This is a genomic window from Pseudomonas sp. Seg1, from assembly GCF_018326005.1.
Classification (GTDB): Bacteria; Pseudomonadota; Gammaproteobacteria; order Pseudomonadales; family Pseudomonadaceae; genus Aquipseudomonas.
Window position 1 is genome coordinate 4,976,082 of sequence record NZ_AP021903.1, and the last position, 16,281, is coordinate 4,992,362.

At 59.0% G+C, this 16,281-nt stretch carries 19 protein-coding genes; 9 read left to right on the plus strand and 10 right to left on the minus strand.

Annotation, left to right across the window (positions count from 1 at the left end):
- Positions 1 to 111 precede the first annotated feature (111 nt).
- The gene (locus tag KI231_RS22360) at positions 112 to 549 is read right to left on the minus strand and encodes a multidrug/biocide efflux PACE transporter (protein ID WP_213026370.1); all 438 of its coding nucleotides are present in this window, start codon (positions 547 to 549) and stop codon (positions 112 to 114) included.
- 89 nt (positions 550 to 638) lie between these two features.
- Here KI231_RS22360 and KI231_RS22365 point away from each other — a divergent pair, with 89 nt between their 5' ends.
- Positions 639 to 1,493, plus strand: coding sequence for a LysR family transcriptional regulator (locus KI231_RS22365; protein WP_103304031.1), 855 nt, complete (start codon positions 639 to 641; stop codon positions 1,491 to 1,493).
- A gap of 106 nt (positions 1,494 to 1,599) precedes the next feature.
- On the opposite strand, the gene KI231_RS22370 is transcribed toward KI231_RS22365, so the two are convergent.
- Genes KI231_RS22370 through KI231_RS22380 form a run of 3 tightly spaced genes read right to left on the minus strand, consistent with a single transcriptional unit; the run spans position 1,600 to position 3,632 of the window.
- On the minus strand, positions 1,600 to 2,829 hold the full coding sequence (locus KI231_RS22370) for an RNA polymerase sigma factor (RefSeq protein WP_213026371.1): 1,230 nt from the start codon (positions 2,827 to 2,829) through the stop codon (positions 1,600 to 1,602).
- The gene (locus KI231_RS22375) at positions 2,822 to 3,166 is read right to left on the minus strand and encodes a YciI family protein (protein WP_008081988.1); all 345 of its coding nucleotides are present in this window, start codon (positions 3,164 to 3,166) and stop codon (positions 2,822 to 2,824) included. The genes KI231_RS22370 and KI231_RS22375 overlap by 8 nt, the downstream gene beginning before the upstream one ends.
- A 40-nt stretch (positions 3,167 to 3,206) precedes the next feature.
- Complete coding sequence (locus tag KI231_RS22380) at positions 3,207 to 3,632, minus strand: YybH family protein (RefSeq protein ID WP_213026372.1); 426 nt, start codon at positions 3,630 to 3,632, stop codon at positions 3,207 to 3,209.
- A gap of 140 nt (positions 3,633 to 3,772) precedes the next feature.
- Between KI231_RS22380 and KI231_RS22385 the strand changes: the two genes are divergently transcribed.
- Together KI231_RS22385 and KI231_RS22390 are read left to right on the plus strand one after the other, a co-directional pair.
- Entirely contained in the window at positions 3,773 to 4,258 is a 486-nt protein-coding gene (locus KI231_RS22385; RefSeq protein WP_213026373.1) for a GNAT family N-acetyltransferase, read from the plus strand.
- A gap of 19 nt (positions 4,259 to 4,277) precedes the next feature.
- Positions 4,278 to 4,883: a pyridoxamine 5'-phosphate oxidase family protein gene (locus KI231_RS22390; RefSeq protein WP_213026374.1), complete on the plus strand. Its 606-nt coding sequence runs from the start codon at positions 4,278 to 4,280 to the stop codon at positions 4,881 to 4,883.
- Between the two features lie 151 nt (positions 4,884 to 5,034).
- Here the strand turns inward: KI231_RS22390 and KI231_RS22395 are convergent, their stop codons facing one another.
- The 3 genes from KI231_RS22395 to KI231_RS22405 form a co-directional block, all read right to left on the minus strand.
- Positions 5,035 to 5,523, minus strand: coding sequence for a GNAT family N-acetyltransferase (locus KI231_RS22395; RefSeq protein ID WP_103304025.1), 489 nt, complete (start codon positions 5,521 to 5,523; stop codon positions 5,035 to 5,037).
- Positions 5,524 to 5,833: 310 nt separating this feature from the next.
- A complete protein-coding gene (locus KI231_RS22400) occupies positions 5,834 to 6,331 on the minus strand; it encodes a GyrI-like domain-containing protein (protein WP_103304024.1) in 498 nt (165 codons plus the stop codon).
- Between the two features lie 67 nt (positions 6,332 to 6,398).
- The gene (locus KI231_RS22405; RefSeq protein WP_095121253.1) at positions 6,399 to 7,061 is read right to left on the minus strand and encodes a LysE family translocator; all 663 of its coding nucleotides are present in this window, start codon (positions 7,059 to 7,061) and stop codon (positions 6,399 to 6,401) included.
- A gap of 138 nt (positions 7,062 to 7,199) precedes the next feature.
- Here KI231_RS22405 and alaC point away from each other — a divergent pair, with 138 nt between their 5' ends.
- Entirely contained in the window at positions 7,200 to 8,408 is a 1,209-nt protein-coding gene (gene alaC, locus KI231_RS22410) for an alanine transaminase (RefSeq protein ID WP_187679334.1), read from the plus strand.
- 186 nt (positions 8,409 to 8,594) lie between these two features.
- Here alaC and KI231_RS22415 read toward each other — a convergent pair whose 3' ends face one another.
- Entirely contained in the window at positions 8,595 to 9,950 is a 1,356-nt protein-coding gene (locus KI231_RS22415) for a GntP family permease (protein WP_103304020.1), read from the minus strand.
- Positions 9,951 to 10,032: 82 nt separating this feature from the next.
- Positions 10,033 to 10,566 carry a gluconokinase gene (locus KI231_RS22420; protein ID WP_103304019.1) on the minus strand — a complete coding sequence of 178 codons (534 nt, stop codon included), beginning with the start codon at positions 10,564 to 10,566 and terminating at the stop codon, positions 10,033 to 10,035.
- Positions 10,567 to 10,783: 217 nt separating this feature from the next.
- On the opposite strand from KI231_RS22420, the gene gntR reads away from it, so the two are divergent.
- Positions 10,784 to 11,815, plus strand: a complete 1,032-nt coding sequence (gene gntR / locus KI231_RS22425) for an HTH-type transcriptional regulator GntR (RefSeq protein ID WP_213026375.1) — start codon at positions 10,784 to 10,786, stop codon at positions 11,813 to 11,815.
- 155 nt (positions 11,816 to 11,970) lie between these two features.
- On the opposite strand, the gene KI231_RS22430 is transcribed toward gntR, so the two are convergent.
- Positions 11,971 to 12,843, minus strand: a complete 873-nt coding sequence (locus tag KI231_RS22430) for a LysR family transcriptional regulator (protein ID WP_103304017.1) — start codon at positions 12,841 to 12,843, stop codon at positions 11,971 to 11,973.
- 122 nt (positions 12,844 to 12,965) lie between these two features.
- On the opposite strand from KI231_RS22430, the gene KI231_RS22435 reads away from it, so the two are divergent.
- The 4 genes from KI231_RS22435 to KI231_RS22450 all read left to right on the plus strand — a co-directional run bounded on the left by KI231_RS22435 (position 12,966) and on the right by KI231_RS22450 (position 16,277).
- Complete coding sequence (locus KI231_RS22435) at positions 12,966 to 13,406, plus strand: PACE efflux transporter (protein ID WP_103304016.1); 441 nt, start codon at positions 12,966 to 12,968, stop codon at positions 13,404 to 13,406.
- Between the two features lie 125 nt (positions 13,407 to 13,531).
- The gene (locus KI231_RS22440; RefSeq protein ID WP_213026376.1) at positions 13,532 to 14,956 is read left to right on the plus strand and encodes an MFS transporter; all 1,425 of its coding nucleotides are present in this window, start codon (positions 13,532 to 13,534) and stop codon (positions 14,954 to 14,956) included.
- A gap of 154 nt (positions 14,957 to 15,110) precedes the next feature.
- Positions 15,111 to 15,668, plus strand: coding sequence for a hypothetical protein (locus KI231_RS22445; protein WP_213026377.1), 558 nt, complete (start codon positions 15,111 to 15,113; stop codon positions 15,666 to 15,668).
- Between the two features lie 186 nt (positions 15,669 to 15,854).
- Entirely contained in the window at positions 15,855 to 16,277 is a 423-nt protein-coding gene (locus tag KI231_RS22450) for a hypothetical protein (RefSeq protein ID WP_213026378.1), read from the plus strand.
- The last annotated feature ends 4 nt before the right edge of the window (positions 16,278 to 16,281 follow it).

The following is a 16,281-nucleotide window of genomic DNA, read 5'->3' on the forward strand; positions in this document are numbered from 1 at the left end:
CGATGGACTGCGCAGCAGGCCCCTCCTTTCTGGATCAAAAGAAGGGCCGCTACGCGCCCCATCGGGGATAAATCCCCTCACCACAGGTTTTACATTCGCCACAGGTTTTAGTTAACCCTCACAGGCGTGGCGGGTCATCAAGCGCTCACGCAGCACGTCATAGCCCCAGTGATACACGTAGGTGTACGGCAGGAAGAACAACAGCACACCAACGTCGAGCAAAAACGCCTGCCACAGACTGACCGACAGCCACCACGCAATCAGCGGCACACCCATCACGATCAAACCACCCTCGAACAGCAACGCGTGCACCACCCGCACCCAAGCGTTGTGCGCGATGTTCATGCGCTCAAGCATGCGGTCGAAGAAGCGGTTGAACACCACGTTCCAGGCCAGCGCCAGCAACGCGATCAACACCGTCACCGCGCCCATGTCGAGCAGCGGTTTTTGCATGATCCACGCCAGCAGCGGCGTACAGATAATGATCGCCAGCAGCTCGAAACCGATGGCCTGGAAGATACGTTCAGTGAGGGACTTGTTGGCAGTCATGGCCTGACTCCTTGAGTGAAGATGGTTGCCATGATCTGCCCTCACACCGATACTTCATAACCAATAACCATCGATCAAGGCGATAGTTCATGGCCTCCCAAGAAGTGCTGTTGGCGTTTGTCCAGGCGGCAACCCAAGGCTCGTTTTCCGCAGCGGCACGCAAACTGGGGCGCAGTCAGTCGACCATCAGTGCGGCGGTGGCGAGCCTGGAAATTGATCTGGACCTGGTGCTGTTCGACCGCAGCAGCCGCAAACCGACCCTGACCCCGGCCGGCCACGTCATGCTGCAGCGAGCCGAGGCGATTCTCGCGGCCAACAGCCGTCTGGAAATGACTGCGCGGCAATTGTCCCAGGGCGTCGAGCCGAAACTGACGGTGGCGCTGTCCGACACCTACCAATCGGCGCGTTTCGAAGCGGCGCTGATGGAGTTCGAGCAGCGTTATCCGGATCTGGAGCTGGAATGCCTGATTGCTGAGTGCGATGACTTGATCGAGCTGGTCCAGCGCGGCCGGGCGCATCTGGCCTTTGCCGAAATGCAGGATATTTATCCGCCAGACCTGGTGACATCGACTGTCGCCGAGCGCACCGATATCGCCTTGTTTGTCAGCCCTGAGCATCCGCTGACGACACTGGAAAACATCGATCAAACCATCCTGGAACAACATCGCGAACTGCGCCTGGCGACGATCATCAATCCGTACGACAGTCGCGCAAAAGGCCGTGTGTGGTCGGCGCCGAGCTACCTGATGCTGATGGAAATGGCCGAAATGGGTTTCGGCTGGGCACCGCTGCCGCGTTGGCTGGTGGAGCGTTTCGGCAATGACACGCTGGTGGAATTGAACGTGCGCGGCTGGCCGAAACCGGTGTTTGTCGATGCGCTGTGGTCGCGGCTGTACCCACCGGGGCCGGCGGGGAGCTGGTTGCTGAGCAAGATGCTGGAATAGGGGTGACCCCATTCGCGAGCAGGCTCGCTCCCACAGGAGAATGCATTCCAAATGTGGGAGCGAGCCTGCTCGCGAAAGGGTCGGCACTGCCATTGAAGGTTTCGGATCAATCCAATTGCGACAGGCGCGCCTCGATAAATCGCCGCTCGGGCTCTTGTCGGGTTAATTCCAAAGCGCGGAGGTATGCCGCCCGCGCCTCCTCCACCCTGCCCAACTGCCGACAAAACTCCGCCCGCGCCGAATGCGCCAGGTGGTAATCCTGCAGTTCACCGCGATCCAGAATCCCTTCGATCAATCGCAACCCGGCCAGCGCCCCATCACGCTTGGCCACTGCCACCGCCCTGTTCAACTCGATCACCGGCGACGGCACCGCCCGCAGCAGCACGTCATACAGCCCGACGATCTCTTGCCAATCCGTCTCCGCGGCCGTCGGCGCTTCGGCATGCACCGCCGCAATCGCCGCTTGCAAACAATACGGCCCGAACCGCCGCGTAGTCAGCGCCCGTTCCACCAGCGCACAACCTTCGGCGATCAGCTCGGCATCCCACTGCGCGCGATCCTGATCATCCAGCAGCACCAGTTCACCACTGGGCGAGGTACGCGCCGGCCGTCTCGACTCATGCAACAGCATCAGCGCCAGAAGCCCCATCACCTCCGGTTCCGGCAACAACTCCATCAATAACCGCCCCAGCCGGATCGCTTCGCGGGTCAGCTCCTCACGCGTCACTTCCGCGCCCATCGACGCCGAATAGCCCTCGTTGAACACCAGATAAATCACCCGCAACACACTGTCGAGGCGTTCGGGCAATTCGCTCAGGCTCGGAACCTGGTAGGGGATTTTCGCGTCACGAATCTTCGCTTTCGCCCGCACGATGCGCTGGGCGATCGCCGCCGGTGCCGAGAGAAACGCCCGGGCGATTTCTTCGGTGGTCAGGTCGCAGACTTCACGCAAGGTCAGTGGCACTTGCGCATCCGCCGCCAGCGCCGGGTGACAGCAAGTGAAGATCAGCCGCAGACGATCGTCTTCCACGTCTTCGCCACTCCAGTCGGACTGCTCCAACGCTTCAAGTTGCGCCAGCAACAACGGTTGCGAAGCCTTGAAGCGCGCCCGTCGGCGCAACACATCAATCGCCTTGAAGCGCCCGGTGGACACCAGCCAGGTGCGCGGGTTGTCGGGTACGCCGTCGCGCTGCCAGCGCTCGACCGCGACGAAGAACGCCTCATGCAAGGCTTCTTCGGCGAGGTCGAAATCGCCGAGCAGGCGAATCAGCGTCGCCAGGATCCGCCGCGATTCTTCGCGGTAGACCTGCTCGACCCGCGCCCGGACCTCAGACATTCAACTGCCGCACGGGGCGCACTTCGACGCTGCCGACTCGCGCTGCCGGGATATTGCCGGCCACCTGAATCGCTTCGTTGAGATCCTTGGCATCGATCAGGTAAAACCCCGCCAACTGCTCTTTGGTTTCAGCGAACGGACCGTCGGTGATCGACAGTTTGCCGTTACGCATGCGCACCGTGGTGGCGGTCTGCACCGACTCCAGCGCTTCGGCCGCGACCATCCGCCCGCTGCCCTGAATCGACTCGGCGTAGGCCCAGCATTCGGCGTCTTCCGGGCTGTCGGGCGATGAATGCAGCAGGCGCTCATCGCTGTAGACCAGGCATAGATATTTCATGGCGTTCTCCCGATTCGAACGGATCAACTATGGCTGAAGATCAGGGTTGCACATCAAACAGGGTGGCGCCGCTCATCGGATCGAACGGCGCCGACCAGTGCTCGTGGACGATCCGCCACTGCCCACTGACTTGCCGATAGCAGGCGGTGACGCGCATCCAGCAGCTTTGGGTTTCGCCTTTGTCATTGGTGCCGCCGCAATTGGCCACCCAGTGGGCGAAGGCGATGTTGTCGGCGCTCTCGATGGCGATTTCGTGGAATTCGAAAATGTGCGGGCCGGGGCACATTTCCATGCAGGCCACCCAGTGCGCGCGGTAGGCCGGTTTGCCTTTGAATTGCAGGGCCTTGATCGCGTCGAAAGAGACGATGTCGTCGGCGTACAGCGCCATGACCGTTTCCACATCCTTGGTCATGACCGCTTCGCGGTAGGTATTGATCAGGGTCTGGATTTCGCTTTGTGCGCTCATGGTGTTCTCCGTGTTTTTGTTGTGAAGACACCTTTAGTCGTTCGGCCATTGGACAGATCGACAGACGAAACAAAAAATTTCCGCCGAAGACAAAATCGCTAGAATCCGAGACTCATCTTTGTAGGAAAAAGGAAATTCCCGTGTCAGCCCAACTCGTGCCGTACGACAGCCTGAACGCTTTACAGCGTCAGCAGGTCGAGGCGATTGAGATCCACCCCGAGCAAATCAAGTTCTCCGGCGATATTCATGGCGCCCTGCACACGTTGCTGTCGAAACCCGGCCCTGGCGTGAAAGGCTTTGCGCTGTTGGCTGAGGAAGTGCCGGTGGCATTTCTGTTGCTCAAGCGCCCGCCGGTGTTGCCCGCCTGGGCCGACGAACACAGCGCCACGCTGCATGCGTTGCAGGTCGATCATCGCGCCCAGGGCAAAGGCTACGGCAAGGCCTGTCTGCAAGCCCTACCGCAAGTTGCGCGCGAGGCATGGCCAGAGATCAAGGGGCTGGAATTGTCGGTGGACGCCGACAACGAGGCGGCGATCGCGCTGTACGCCAAATACGGTTTCGTCGACAGCGGCGAAGCATACAAAGGTCGAATCGGTTACGAGCGGCGCATGGGAATGTTCTTTTAAGTCATCAAGGGGATGCACGATGATCGATTCAATCGAAGCACTGGAAGCTATTTACGGATTGCCGCACGAGCGTGCGGTGCGCAAGCAGATCACCTTTCTCAACGACGACTATCAGGCGATGGTGCGCGTCTCGCCCTTGGTGGTGGTCAGCTCGGTCGGCGCCGATGGCCTCGACAATTCACCCCGTGGCGATGCGCCGGGGTTTGTGCGCATCATCGACGAACGCACCCTGGCCCTGCCGGACCGCCCGGGCAATAACCGCATCGATACCTTGCGCAATGTGCTGCACGATCCACGGGTGTCGCTGCTGTTCATCATTCCGGGGATTGGCGAGACCTTGCGAGTCAATGGCACGGCGCAGATCAGTGCTGATCCTGAGTTGCTGGAAAGCTTTGCAGTGAATGGCAAACCGGCGAAAACCGTGTTGCTGGTAACAGTGGAAGCGGCGTTTTTCCATTGTTCGAAAGCGTTTGTGCGCTCGGATGCGTGGAACCCCGAGACCCACCTGCCGCGTTCGGCGTTGCCGACGGCTGGCGCCTTTCACAAACGTCTGAACGATGGCCAGTTCGACGCCGACACGTACGACCGTGAAGCGCCAAAAAGGGTACTCGACACGCTCTACTAAACGCTGAACTACAAACAACGCAGAACCCTGTGGGAGCTGGCTTGCCAGCGATGGCGTCGGCACATCAAACATTGATGTCGACTGAACCACCGCTATCGCTGGCAAGCCAGCTCCCACAGGTTATGTGTTGCCACAGGTTATGTGTGATGTCTTACAGAGTCAGGATCATCTCGTGCCACGCCATGCCGCCGTGGTCGGACTCGGACGGTTTGATGTAGGCGAAGCCAAACCCGGCATACAGCGGAATGTGCTTTTCCTTGCACATCAGGTGAATCGTCGCTTTATCCATCCCGCGCATGCGGTCGATGAATTCGGCCATCAAGCGCTTGGCCAGGCCCTGGCCCTGATAATCCGGGTGCACCACCACCGACATGATCACCACGTTCGGCCCCGCCGGATCGTGGCCGATCAGTTCCTTGAACGCCTCGTCCGACATCTGCACATCAAACGCCGCGCCCGAGTTGACGAAACCGGCGACCACGCCATCCACTTCGGCCACGATAAAGCCCTCGGGCCAGGTGGCAATGCGCGTGGCGATCTTTTCGCGGGTGGCGGCTTCGTCGCCTTCATAGGCAACGGTTTCGATGGCGTAGCAGCGGTCCAGGTCGGCAGCGGTGACGTTGCGAATGACGGTGTTCATGGCAGCTCGGAAATCAGCGGAAAAAGTGCGCCCAGCTTAAAGGAATAAGGTGTTCATATCGATCCGTGCGGGCAGCGTAAAGCCTGCGTATAAGCGCTTTTCTTCAGGTCCAGGGGCGGCTATTGCTGTGGAGTGTCTCTGATTACCCTTGGGGGAAACCGTTTATGAGCAGCGTTGAAATCGGTCTGTTGATGGTGTTGGGCATCAGTACGTTCGGCTTTATCACCCTGGGCATCGACCTGTTGCGGGCGCGCCGTAAACAGCGGTGAAAGCATGAGGCGGATCATTGATCCGCCTCATTGTTGTGTGCTCAGGCTCTTTTGCTGTCGACCGGCACGCAGATTTCCAGCTTGCCGGTGTGCAGCTTCGGATTGAAATCGGCGCTGTAGCGTTCCAGCTCAGGGGCGTTGAGTTCCACGTAGTGAGAGCTTGGCAGCCAGGTTTTGTAGATGTATTGCAGGGTCTGCGGCAACTGATCGAGCGGCCCTTTGTGTTCAAACACCGCGTACTGCCGGGGCAGCACTTCGACCCACTGGTAGACCTTCTGGTCGAGGTCATCGAGTTTGCTGATTTCCACCCCGGCGATGTAATCGAAGCCACCCTTGCCGTCGAAGTTGCTGCAAACCCCGTAGGTCACTTCGTTTTTTTGTCCCTGAATCTTTCCCAGGTGCGGCAAGAACTTTTCCCACAGCGCGGGGATGTCCTTTGCGGTGTCTTGGGTAAATCGACCGCGAAAACCTGCAATCAGCAGAAAGTGTCCATGTTCGAAGCGAGGTTCAGCCACTTCGACGCGTTTTTGCTCATCCATGACTCGACTCCTGGAACAAAGAAGGGGTTCGGCTGGGAGTATAGAAAGCCAAAACCAATTCGCACGGTTACAGCGAATGCAACTGCTCGACGGCACCGGACCCGACAAACTCGTTATAACCCGATACGATCACGTACACCGCGAAATAGCAGAAGATCGCCGCAGATGCCATGTAGGAATAGCGCAACAGCTTGTCACCCAACAGCTTGCCGCCGTGGCTCGCGGCGAAGCACAAACCGGCCGACCACAGCAGCCCCGCGCAGAGAAAACCACCAAGGAACAACGCCGAACTTAGGGGGCCACCGCCACCGGAACGGGCGATCAGCGTGCCACCGACGGCGGCGAACCAGAGGATTGCGCTCGGTGAGGACATCGCGAGGAAGATCCCGCGAAAGAACTCCTTGCGATGGGAGTTCTGCCCCACTTCGGCCGTCGCCGCCAACTGCGCCTCGTGATGGATCGCCGAATAAATCATCTTCGCCGCAAAGTAGATCAGCAGCGCCGAACCGCCGATCCACAGGACCCAGCGCACGCTTTCGTATTGCAGCAAAACGGTCATCCCGGCCAGCGCCAGCACCGCATAAATCAGATCACCAACGCAGGTGCCGAGGCCGAGCGCGAAGCCCTGAAAGTAACCACGCTGCATCGCCAAAGTGATCATTGCGATGTTGGCCACGCCAATGTCCAGGCACAGCGAAAGGCTCAGCAAGAAGCCGCTGGTGAATTCCATCTACCGATTTCCTTGGGAAAATTTGTTTACGCACAGGCTGGACAGTCTGCCATCACAGCCCTTATCTTCGCCAACAGGTCACCGCAGTGACCAGCGTCGCTCGGACGGTTCCGGGCGCTTACGTTATCCGAGGCAACAATGGCCGAACAAGGTTCGCCGCGCCGCTTTGCGCGCATAGATCGACTCCCCCCTTACGTTTTCAACATCACCGCCGAGCTGAAGATGGCCGCGCGGCGTCGTGGTGAAGACATCATCGACTTGAGCATGGGCAACCCCGATGGGGCCACGCCGCCGCACATTGTCGAAAAACTCGTACAAGTCGCTCAACGCGAAGACACCCACGGTTATTCCACGTCCAAGGGCATTCCACGCCTGCGCCGGGCGATTTCCAACTGGTACAAGCAACGCTACGAGGTCGACATCGACCCGGAAAGCGAAGCCATCGTCACCATCGGTTCCAAGGAAGGCCTGGCGCATTTGATGCTGGCGACCCTGGATCAGGGCGATACGGTGCTGGTGCCAAACCCGAGTTATCCGATTCACATTTACGGTGCGGTGATTGCCGGCGCGCAGGTGCGTTCGGTGCCGCTGGTGCCCGGTGTAGACTTCTTCGCCGAGCTGGAACGAGCGATTCGCGGCTCGATCCCGAAGCCGAAAATGATGATCCTCGGCTTCCCGTCCAACCCCACCGCGCAGTGCGTGGAGCTGGATTTCTTCGAACGGGTGATCGCCCTCGCCAAGCAATACGACGTGCTGGTGATTCATGATCTGGCCTACGCTGACATCGTCTACGACGGCTGGAAAGCCCCGTCGATCATGCAGGTGCCGGGCGCCAAGGACATCGCGGTGGAATTTTTCACCCTGTCCAAGAGCTACAACATGGCCGGCTGGCGCATCGGCTTCATGGTCGGTAATCCGGAACTGGTCAACGCTCTGGCGCGGATCAAGAGCTATCACGACTACGGCACCTTCACCCCGCTGCAAGTCGCGGCGATTGCTGCGTTGGAAGGCGATCAACAGTGCGTGCGCGATATCGCCGAGCAATATCGTCAGCGCCGCAACGTGCTGGTCAAAGGCCTGCATGAGCTGGGTTGGATGGTCGAGAATCCAAAGGCGTCGATGTATGTCTGGGCGAAGATTCCCGAGGCGTATGCGCATCTGGGTTCGCTGGAGTTCGCCAAGAAGCTGCTGGCCGAGGCCAAGGTCTGCGTCTCGCCGGGGGTGGGTTTTGGTGAGTATGGCGACGATCACGTGCGTTTTGCGCTGATCGAAAACCAGGACCGGATTCGTCAGGCCGTGCGCGGGATTCGCGGGATGTTCCGGGCGGATGGCTTAGTTACCAAATAACTGACCCACCTGGGATCGTTCCCACGCTCCGCGTGGGAATGCCTCAATGGACGCTCTGCGTCCGCTTTGGGACGCAGAGCGTCCCGGGCTGCATTCCCACGCAGAGCGTGGGAACGATCCGCAAACCACGAAATCCGCCCACAAAAAAACCGCATCGCTGCGGTTTTTTTGTGCCTGCGAGGTCGGTTACACGAACAGCGACAACAGCAGGATAAAGCCCAACGCGACGATGGAGAGGATGGTTTCCATCGCGGTCCAGGTCTTGAAGGTTTCAGCGACGGTCATGTTGAAGTACTGCTTCACCAACCAGAAACCGGCGTCGTTGACGTGGGACAGGATCAGCGAACCGGCACCCGTCGCGAGCACCAGCAGCTCACGGTTGACGCCCGGAATCATCCCCACCACCGGCACCACAATGCCTGCACCGGTAATGGTCGCAACGGTCGCCGAACCGGTTGCAATGCGGATCACCGCAGCTACCAGCCAAGCCAACAGAATCGGCGAGATCTGCGCGCTGACCGCCATGTGGCCGATCACGTCGCCCACGCCGCTGGTAACTAGCATCTGCTTGAAGCCGCCGCCGGCACCGATGATCAGAATGATCGCGGCGGTCGGCGCCAGGCTCGCGTCGAGCCACTTGAGCATCTGCTGAGAACCGATGCCCTGTTTGTGGCCAAAGGTGTACAGCGACAGCAGCAACGCCAGCAGCAGTGCCGAGATCGGGTGACCGATCATGTCCATCCAGGTGCGGAAGAAATGACCGTCCGGCAGCGCCACGTCAGCAAAGGTTTTCAGCAGCATCAGGAACACCGGCAGCAGCACGGTGATCAGGGTGATGCTGAAGCTCGGCAGTTTCGCCGAGTCATCGTTTTCACGGGCCAGTTGATCGACCAGTTCCTGGTTCGGATGACCGGGAATGTGCTTGGCGATGAACGTACCGAAGATCGGACCGGCGATAATTGCCGTCGGCAGCGCGACGATCAGACCGTACAGAATGGTCTTGCCGATGTCGGCGCCGAACACGCCGATGGCCAGCAGCGGGCCCGGGTGCGGTGGCACCAGACCGTGCACGGCAGACAGACCGGCGAGCAGCGGGATACCGATCTTGATGATCGACACACCGGTGCGGCGCGCGACGATGAACACCAGCGGAATCAGCAGGACAAAGCCGATTTCGAAGAACAACGGAATGCCCACCAGAAACGCGGCGAACATCATCGCCCACTGGACTTTGTCTTTACCGAACGCGCGAATCAGGGTCTGCGCGATCTGATCGGCACCGCCAGACTCAGCCATCATTTTGCCGAGCATGGTGCCCAGCGCGAGGATGATGCCGACGAAACCGAGCACGCCACCGAAGCCGTCCTGGAACGCCTTGATGATCGTGCCGATCGGCATGCCGGACGTCAGGCCGAGGAACGCGGCCGCGATGGTCAGGGAGATAAATGGATGAATCTTGAACTTGGTGATCAGGATGATAAGTCCGATCACCGTCACTACTGCATCGAGCAGCAGGTAGGCGTCGTGGGACATGCCAAACATTGGGGGTGTCTCCTGGCTTGTTGTTGTTATTAAAGCGGGTTAAACAGAATTCGTGAGGACAGCGCTAGCTCTTTCAACACACTCATACCGCCTGCTTCAAACCGTGGGCCTGCCACCAGACATGAGCCTGGGACGCCAGTTCTTCAACGCTGTGGATCGAGGCATTCAACGCCAGGGTCAACGGCTCGCCTTTAGGCGATTCGAGGGTGGCGAACTGGCTTTCGATCAACGTGGCCGGCATGAAGTGGCCCGGACGATGGGACACGCGGTCGGCCGCGACTTCAGGGGTCAGCTCAAGAAACACGAAGCCCAGGCCCGGCAAGGCGCTGCGCAACACTTCGCGATAACTGTGTTTAAGGGCCGAGCAGGTCAGCACCGGGTGTTCGCCCAGCGCATCGACGCGACGCAGTTCATCGCACAGGCTGTCGAGCCAGCCGGCACGGTCGTCGTCGTTCAGGGGGATCCCCGCGCTCATCTTTTCGATGTTCGCGGCCGGATGGAAAGTATCGCCTTCAATGGCAGTGGCGCCGCTCAATTGGCACAGGGCCTCGCTGACGCACGTCTTGCCGCAACCGGCAACGCCCATGATGACCAGGGCGGTGATGGGATGACTCATATAACACCTCAGCGCGCAGACAGCGCTACCTTTGCTAGCTATGACTCTAGTGCACAGGCAGAAGTTGCCGACGCCTTCTTGTCGTTTTTTTGGGTTGCAGCAGGTTTTGTTCCCAGCGCCAAAAAGCGAAGATCAGGCAGGACCTCGCTTACGCATTTACAGCTGCATCAGGACAGCGCTACCTTAGTGCCTTGATTTTTGTTTGGCAAGCCGCCCGATGACCACCCCTAAAAACGATAAAAATACCCGCACCACCGGCCGTCCCACCCTGAATGAAGTTGCCCGTTTGGCCGGCGTCAGCCCGATTACCGCCTCGCGCGCCTTGCGCGGGGTCAGCACCGTGGCCACTGAACTTGTGGAGAAAGTGCAAAAAGCCGCCAGTGAACTCAACTACGTGGTCAACCCCGCCGCCCGCGCTTTGGCCTCGGCGCAGAGCCATTCGGTGGTGGTTCTGGTGCCCTCGTTATCCAACCTCTTGTTCATCGATACGCTGGAAGCCATCCATCGGGTGTTGACGCCCAAGGGCTTCGAAGTGCTGATCGGCAACTTCCACTACTCGCGCGATGAAGAAGAAAACCTGTTGCGCAACTACATGGCTTATCAGCCACGCGGCTTTCTGCTGACCGGGTTTGATCGCACCGAAAGTTCGCGACGAATGCTCGAGGCCAGCAATATTCCCTGCGTCTACATGATGGAACTGGACAGTGCGGCAGGGGTGAATTGCGTGGGATTCTCGCAACTCAGTGCCGGTGAAACCGCGGCCGAGCATTTGCTTTCTCGCGGGCGCAAGCGTCTGGCTTATATAGGCGCACAACTCGATCAGCGCACATTGCTGCGCGGCGAAGGTTTCCGCAAAGCCCTGCAGAAGGCCGGCAAGTACGACCCGGATCTGGAAGTGCTGACACCGCGCTCCTCTTCAGTTGGTTTAGGCGGTGAGTTGTTCCTGCAATTGCTCGCGGCGCATCCGGATGTCGATGCGATCTTCTTTGGTAACGACGACCTGGCGCAGGGCGCACTGCTCGAAGCGCTGCGTATCGGGATCAAGATTCCCGAGCAAGTGGCGATTCTCGGCTTCAACGATCTGCCGATGTCCGAGCACATGGTGCCGCGCCTGAGCAGCATCAACACCCCGCGCGAGGCGATCGGCCGGCGCGCAGCCGAGCAGATGCTGACATTGATGGCCGGCAACAGCGTGGCGCGGCCGGTGGAAGACATGGGCTTCGAACTGAAAATCCGCGAAAGCACCTGACCCCACATTTTTTGTGGCACTCACAAACCCAGGGGGCAATCGCAATCCCTGTGGGAGCTGGCTTGCCAGCGATGGCGTCAGGTCAGTCGATAAATGGTTGGCTGACACGACGCTATCGCTGGCAAGCCAGCTCCCACATTGGATATTCACTGTTTCTAATGGCTGAGTAATTCAACCAGTGCCAATGCGCCCTTCTGGAGCGGCTGGCTCTTGAGCCATACGGCATGCACCGGCAGCACCAGGCCGTTTTCGATGTTGCGAAAATTCAGCCGTTTCAAGCGGCCGCTGTCCAGCCACGGCTGCACCACCGACAGTGGGAAGTTGCCCCAGCCCAATCCCGCCTCGACCATTTCCATCGCCGTCTCAAGGCTGTCGGTGCGCCAGTGCGATTGCGCCACCAGCGGCCGTGTATCGCTGATCGGCAAATCACGGCTGGCGACGAAGATCTGCCGGACGTGCACCAGATCCTCCAAAAACAAACCCTTCCCCTGCAACAACGGACTGTCCGCCGCCAGTGTGGCGATCATTCGCTCGCTGCCGACAAACTGAAACTGCTCCAGCACGTTCACGCTCAACCCGGCAAACGCCAGGCACACGCTGACACGGCCACTGTGCAGCATCGCCAGCACGTCATCCTGCGGTGCAGTCAGCACTTCGATGTCGAGCAGCGGATGGCGCTCGGTCATCACCTTGATCGCCGCCAGCAAGCGCCGACGGTCGATGTCCGCCACCACACCGATCGACAGCTTGCTCTCCAGGCCCAACGACAACTCCACCGCGTGCACCCGCAATTGCTTGAGTTGCTCGGCGATCAGCCGCGCATGCGGCACCAATGACAATGCCATCGCCGTCGGCTGCGGTTCGCGGTGGCTACGGTCGAACAACGGATAACCGAGTTCCGCCTCAAGATTGCCGATGCCCATGCTCACTGCCGACGGGACTTTGCCCAGCGCACGGGCAGCGGCGGAAAACGAGCCGCGCTCTATCACCGCGAGGAACAGTTCGATGCTGTCGCTGTTGAAATTCACGCCTACCACCTATCAATAAAACTGAAAGCTACTGACTTTTTCTGTCAGCACTATTGAAGCTATCTTTCGTCGCCTGCGCCAGCCCCGCTGGCCAATGAATTTGAAGAAAGAGGCAAACCCCCATGCAAGGCGTCAAACGCAAACTGGTCTACGTGTCGCTCTACGAAGTGATCGGCATGACCTTCTCCGCCCTCGGCCTGGCGTTGTTGTCCGGGACGTCACCGGGCAGCACCGGGCCATTGGCGGTGATCATCACCACCATCGCCGTGACCTGGAATTTCATTTACACCTCGCTGTTCGAGCACTGGGAAAGCCGTCAACCGTCGCGCACCCGCACAGTGAAACGGCGGATTGCCCACGCCATCGGGTTTCAACTGACGCTGATCGTGTTCCTCATTCCGTTGATCGCCTGGTGGATGAACATCAGTCTGGTGCAGGCATTTCTGTTGGATCTGGCGCTGATCATCTTCATTCCTTGCTACACGTTTGCCTTCAACTGGCTGTTTGATCGAGTGTTCGGCTTGCCAGCCTCAGCGCTACCGGATTCGACCGCTGCGGCATAAATCGTTAATTCGTAAACAGATATTGCGAGAAATCAGCGGTTTATCCGGATAAACCGCCGATATTCACAATCCATGAACTCCGATAGCAGGCTAAGCTTTTCCATCAATAAAAAATGGATCAGCCCATGACTGCTCACGCCCCCGCCGCCGCGCAAAGCGACGGCATCGACCCGATTCGCGCCGCCCAGGTGTCCGCCCGCATCGACCGCCTCCCGGCTGTCGCGACGATCTGGCGACTGGTGGCGCTGCTGTCGATCGGTGGATTTTTCGAACTCTACGACCTGTTCCAGACCGCCTATATCAGCCCCGGTCTGATCCGCGACGGCATCTTCGCCACCGGCAATCAGGGTGTGTTCGGTTTCTCCGATCAGGCAGCTTTTGCCTCGGCGACCTTCCTAGGCCTGTTCCTCGGCGCCAGTCTGCTCAGCCCGTTGGCGGATCGCTTTGGCCGCCGCGCCATCTTTACCTTCGCGCTGGTCTGGTACACGGTCGCAACGGTGCTGATGGGCATTCAGAGTTCGGCATTGGGGATCATCTGCATGCGTTTTCTGGTGGGCATCGGTCTGGGCATCGAACTGGTGACCATCGACGCCTACCTCTCGGAACTGGTGCCCAAGCGCATGCGCAGCTCGGCGTTTGCCTTCGCGTTTTTCGTGCAGTTCCTGTCGGTACCGGCGGTGGCGTTGATGTCGTGGTGGCTGGTACCGCAGGCGCCGTTCGGCGTCAGTGGCTGGCGCTGGGTGGTGTTGGCCAGCGCGGTGTTTGCGCTGTTCATCTGGTGGTTGCGCAAGCGTCTGCCGGAGTCGCCGCGCTGGCTCGCTCAGCATGGCCGTTTCGATGAGGCCAATCGGATTCTCGACGGCATTGAAGCTCGTTGCGAGAAAGATCACGGTAAACCGCTGGATGCCCCCGAGGCCGTCCCCGTGGACGTTGAAGGCAAGGGCCGTTTCGCCGACATCTGGCAGCCGCCCTATCGCCGGCGAGCGCTGATGCTGATCGTCTTCCACATCTTCCAGGCCATCGGTTTCTTCGGCTTCGGCAACTGGCTGCCGGCGCTGCTTTCCGGCCAGGGCGTCAGCGTTACTCACAGCCTGATGTACGCCTTCATCATCACTCTCGCCTACCCGCTCGGGCCGTTGCTGTTCGTGAAGTTCGCCAACCGTTTCGAGAACAAATGGCAGATTGTCGGCTCGGCCCTTGGCGCCATGACCTTCGGTACTTTGTTTGCCCTGCAGACCAGTGCGTTCGGACTGATCTTCTGTGGGGTGATGATCACCTTCTGCAACGCCTGGCTGAGCTTCAGTTATCACTCCTACCAGAGCGAATTGTTCCCGACCAATATCCGCGCCCGGGCGGTGGGTTTCTGCTATTCGTTCAGTCGCTTGTCGACGGTATTCAGCAGTCTGTTGATCGGCCTGTTTCTCGACAATTTCGGTACGCCCGGGGTGTTGGCGTTCATTGTCAGCAGCATGTTGATCGTGATGCTGACCATCGGCTACTTCGGCCCGCGCACGCGCAATCTGGCGCTGGAGAACATTGCCCATCGCTGAGGACCGGCGGTCATCTTCTGCCGTCTATCGGCAACGGCTGACCGCTTTTCATCGCCGGCTTGTTGACCAACCTTTTGAAATACAAGCACTTGCGGGACGGGCACGTTAATTGCTGCTGTACGGCAGTCAGCAATTACCTACAGGTCAATTCATCATGTTGGTCAGTGCCAAACATCAGCAAATCATCCATCTGCCCAAGCAGTTGAATGACGACGCCACCTCCACCGCCGCAGCCGGTCTGCAGGGCGGCCTGCACGGTGCCATGCTGCAGACGTTGCAGAACCAGACTCAGGCGCAAGCCACCGACGCGACCGACAAGGTCCAGGATTCGGCTACGCAGATCGCTACTCAGCAAGTTGCCGAGGCGACGCGCATCAGCGACAACGTCGACGAAGCGTTCGCCAAGACCCGCGTCAACCTGCAAGCCACCGATATCTCCGACGCGACCAAAGCCACTCCTTCGGCTACCGACGAGTTCAAGGACTACATGAGCAAGTCGCCGGAACAGCGTCTGCGCGACAACATCCTCCGGGATCTGGGCATTACCGAAGAAGACATCCAGAACATGCCGCCAGAGAAACAACTGGCAATCGGCAAGGAGATCGCCGAGCGCATGCAGGACAAGATGAAGTTGGCGCAGTCCGAGAAAGAAAACGTCAATGACGTGAAGGACAGCGACAAGTTGGCGGACAAGTTTCTCGCCGCGCTTTGATCGCTACGTGTTTGATAAAAAAGTCCTGAAAGGGACTTTTTTTATTTTCAGCAGGTAGACCACTCGTCGCATAAACCCCGCCACCTGTAATTTCTGACAGTAGACGCTCTGGGTGAACCGAGTAAACATCGACCTGCCATCCGGCTGGGGGCAATGCCCTCGATTAACAGACAAGGAAGACAGGTCATGAGCGAAAAAACCAAAGCCAGTGGGCGCTTCAATTTGAGAGCGCGAGAAAACGGTGGCGAAGAGATTGTGGTGCCAACCAAGATACATAGCGTGGAATTATCTTCGAACTCTCTGACACTGCGAGGATGGAACTACGATGATCCCAGCGAGTTGCCTTGGGGTTGCCGGATTGACATACGCGGTCCAATCAAGGTTGGTAAATATGCTATGGAACCGGGCCACTCGTTTTATAACCCAAGAAACACAGCTGAATCCTGGATGGCTACGGAAGGCGAATTTACGTTAGACGAAGTGGATTTCGAAAAAACCTTCATTAAAGGCAGCTTCCGGTTCACCGCCGTACCTACTGAAAGCCCTGGGTTGCGTGGAGATATCCACGGGACTTTTTCACTGCAGGAATACACTAAGCCTGTTGTTTAAATTG

Bases quoted from the DNA above. Each gene is read 5' to 3' on its own strand.
- alaC (WP_187679334.1), top strand. From the start codon at position 7,200: ATGGCCGAACAAGGTTCGCCGCGCCGCTTTGCGCGCATAGATCGACTC.
- KI231_RS22390 (WP_213026374.1), top strand. From the start codon at position 4,278: ATGATCGATTCAATCGAAGCACTGGAAGCTATTTACGGATTGCCGCAC.
- KI231_RS22415 (WP_103304020.1), bottom strand. From the start codon at position 9,950: ATGTTTGGCATGTCCCACGACGCCTACCTGCTGCTCGATGCAGTAGTG.
- KI231_RS22375 (WP_008081988.1), bottom strand. From the start codon at position 3,166: ATGAAATATCTATGCCTGGTCTACAGCGATGAGCGCCTGCTGCATTCA.
- KI231_RS22395 (WP_103304025.1), bottom strand. From the start codon at position 5,523: ATGAACACCGTCATTCGCAACGTCACCGCTGCCGACCTGGACCGCTGC.
- KI231_RS22420 (WP_103304019.1), bottom strand. From the start codon at position 10,566: ATGAGTCATCCCATCACCGCCCTGGTCATCATGGGCGTTGCCGGTTGC.
- KI231_RS22400 (WP_103304024.1), bottom strand. From the start codon at position 6,331: ATGGATGAGCAAAAACGCGTCGAAGTGGCTGAACCTCGCTTCGAACAT.
- KI231_RS22435 (WP_103304016.1), top strand. From the start codon at position 12,966: ATGCAAGGCGTCAAACGCAAACTGGTCTACGTGTCGCTCTACGAAGTG.
- KI231_RS22380 (WP_213026372.1), bottom strand. From the start codon at position 3,632: ATGAGCGCACAAAGCGAAATCCAGACCCTGATCAATACCTACCGCGAA.
- KI231_RS22360 (WP_213026370.1), bottom strand. From the start codon at position 549: ATGACTGCCAACAAGTCCCTCACTGAACGTATCTTCCAGGCCATCGGT.
- gntR (WP_213026375.1), top strand. From the start codon at position 10,784: ATGACCACCCCTAAAAACGATAAAAATACCCGCACCACCGGCCGTCCC.
- KI231_RS22445 (WP_213026377.1), top strand. From the start codon at position 15,111: ATGTTGGTCAGTGCCAAACATCAGCAAATCATCCATCTGCCCAAGCAG.
- KI231_RS22365 (WP_103304031.1), top strand. From the start codon at position 639: ATGGCCTCCCAAGAAGTGCTGTTGGCGTTTGTCCAGGCGGCAACCCAA.
- KI231_RS22405 (WP_095121253.1), bottom strand. From the start codon at position 7,061: ATGGAATTCACCAGCGGCTTCTTGCTGAGCCTTTCGCTGTGCCTGGAC.
- KI231_RS22450 (WP_213026378.1), top strand. From the start codon at position 15,855: ATGAGCGAAAAAACCAAAGCCAGTGGGCGCTTCAATTTGAGAGCGCGA.
- KI231_RS22370 (WP_213026371.1), bottom strand. From the start codon at position 2,829: ATGTCTGAGGTCCGGGCGCGGGTCGAGCAGGTCTACCGCGAAGAATCG.
- KI231_RS22440 (WP_213026376.1), top strand. From the start codon at position 13,532: ATGACTGCTCACGCCCCCGCCGCCGCGCAAAGCGACGGCATCGACCCG.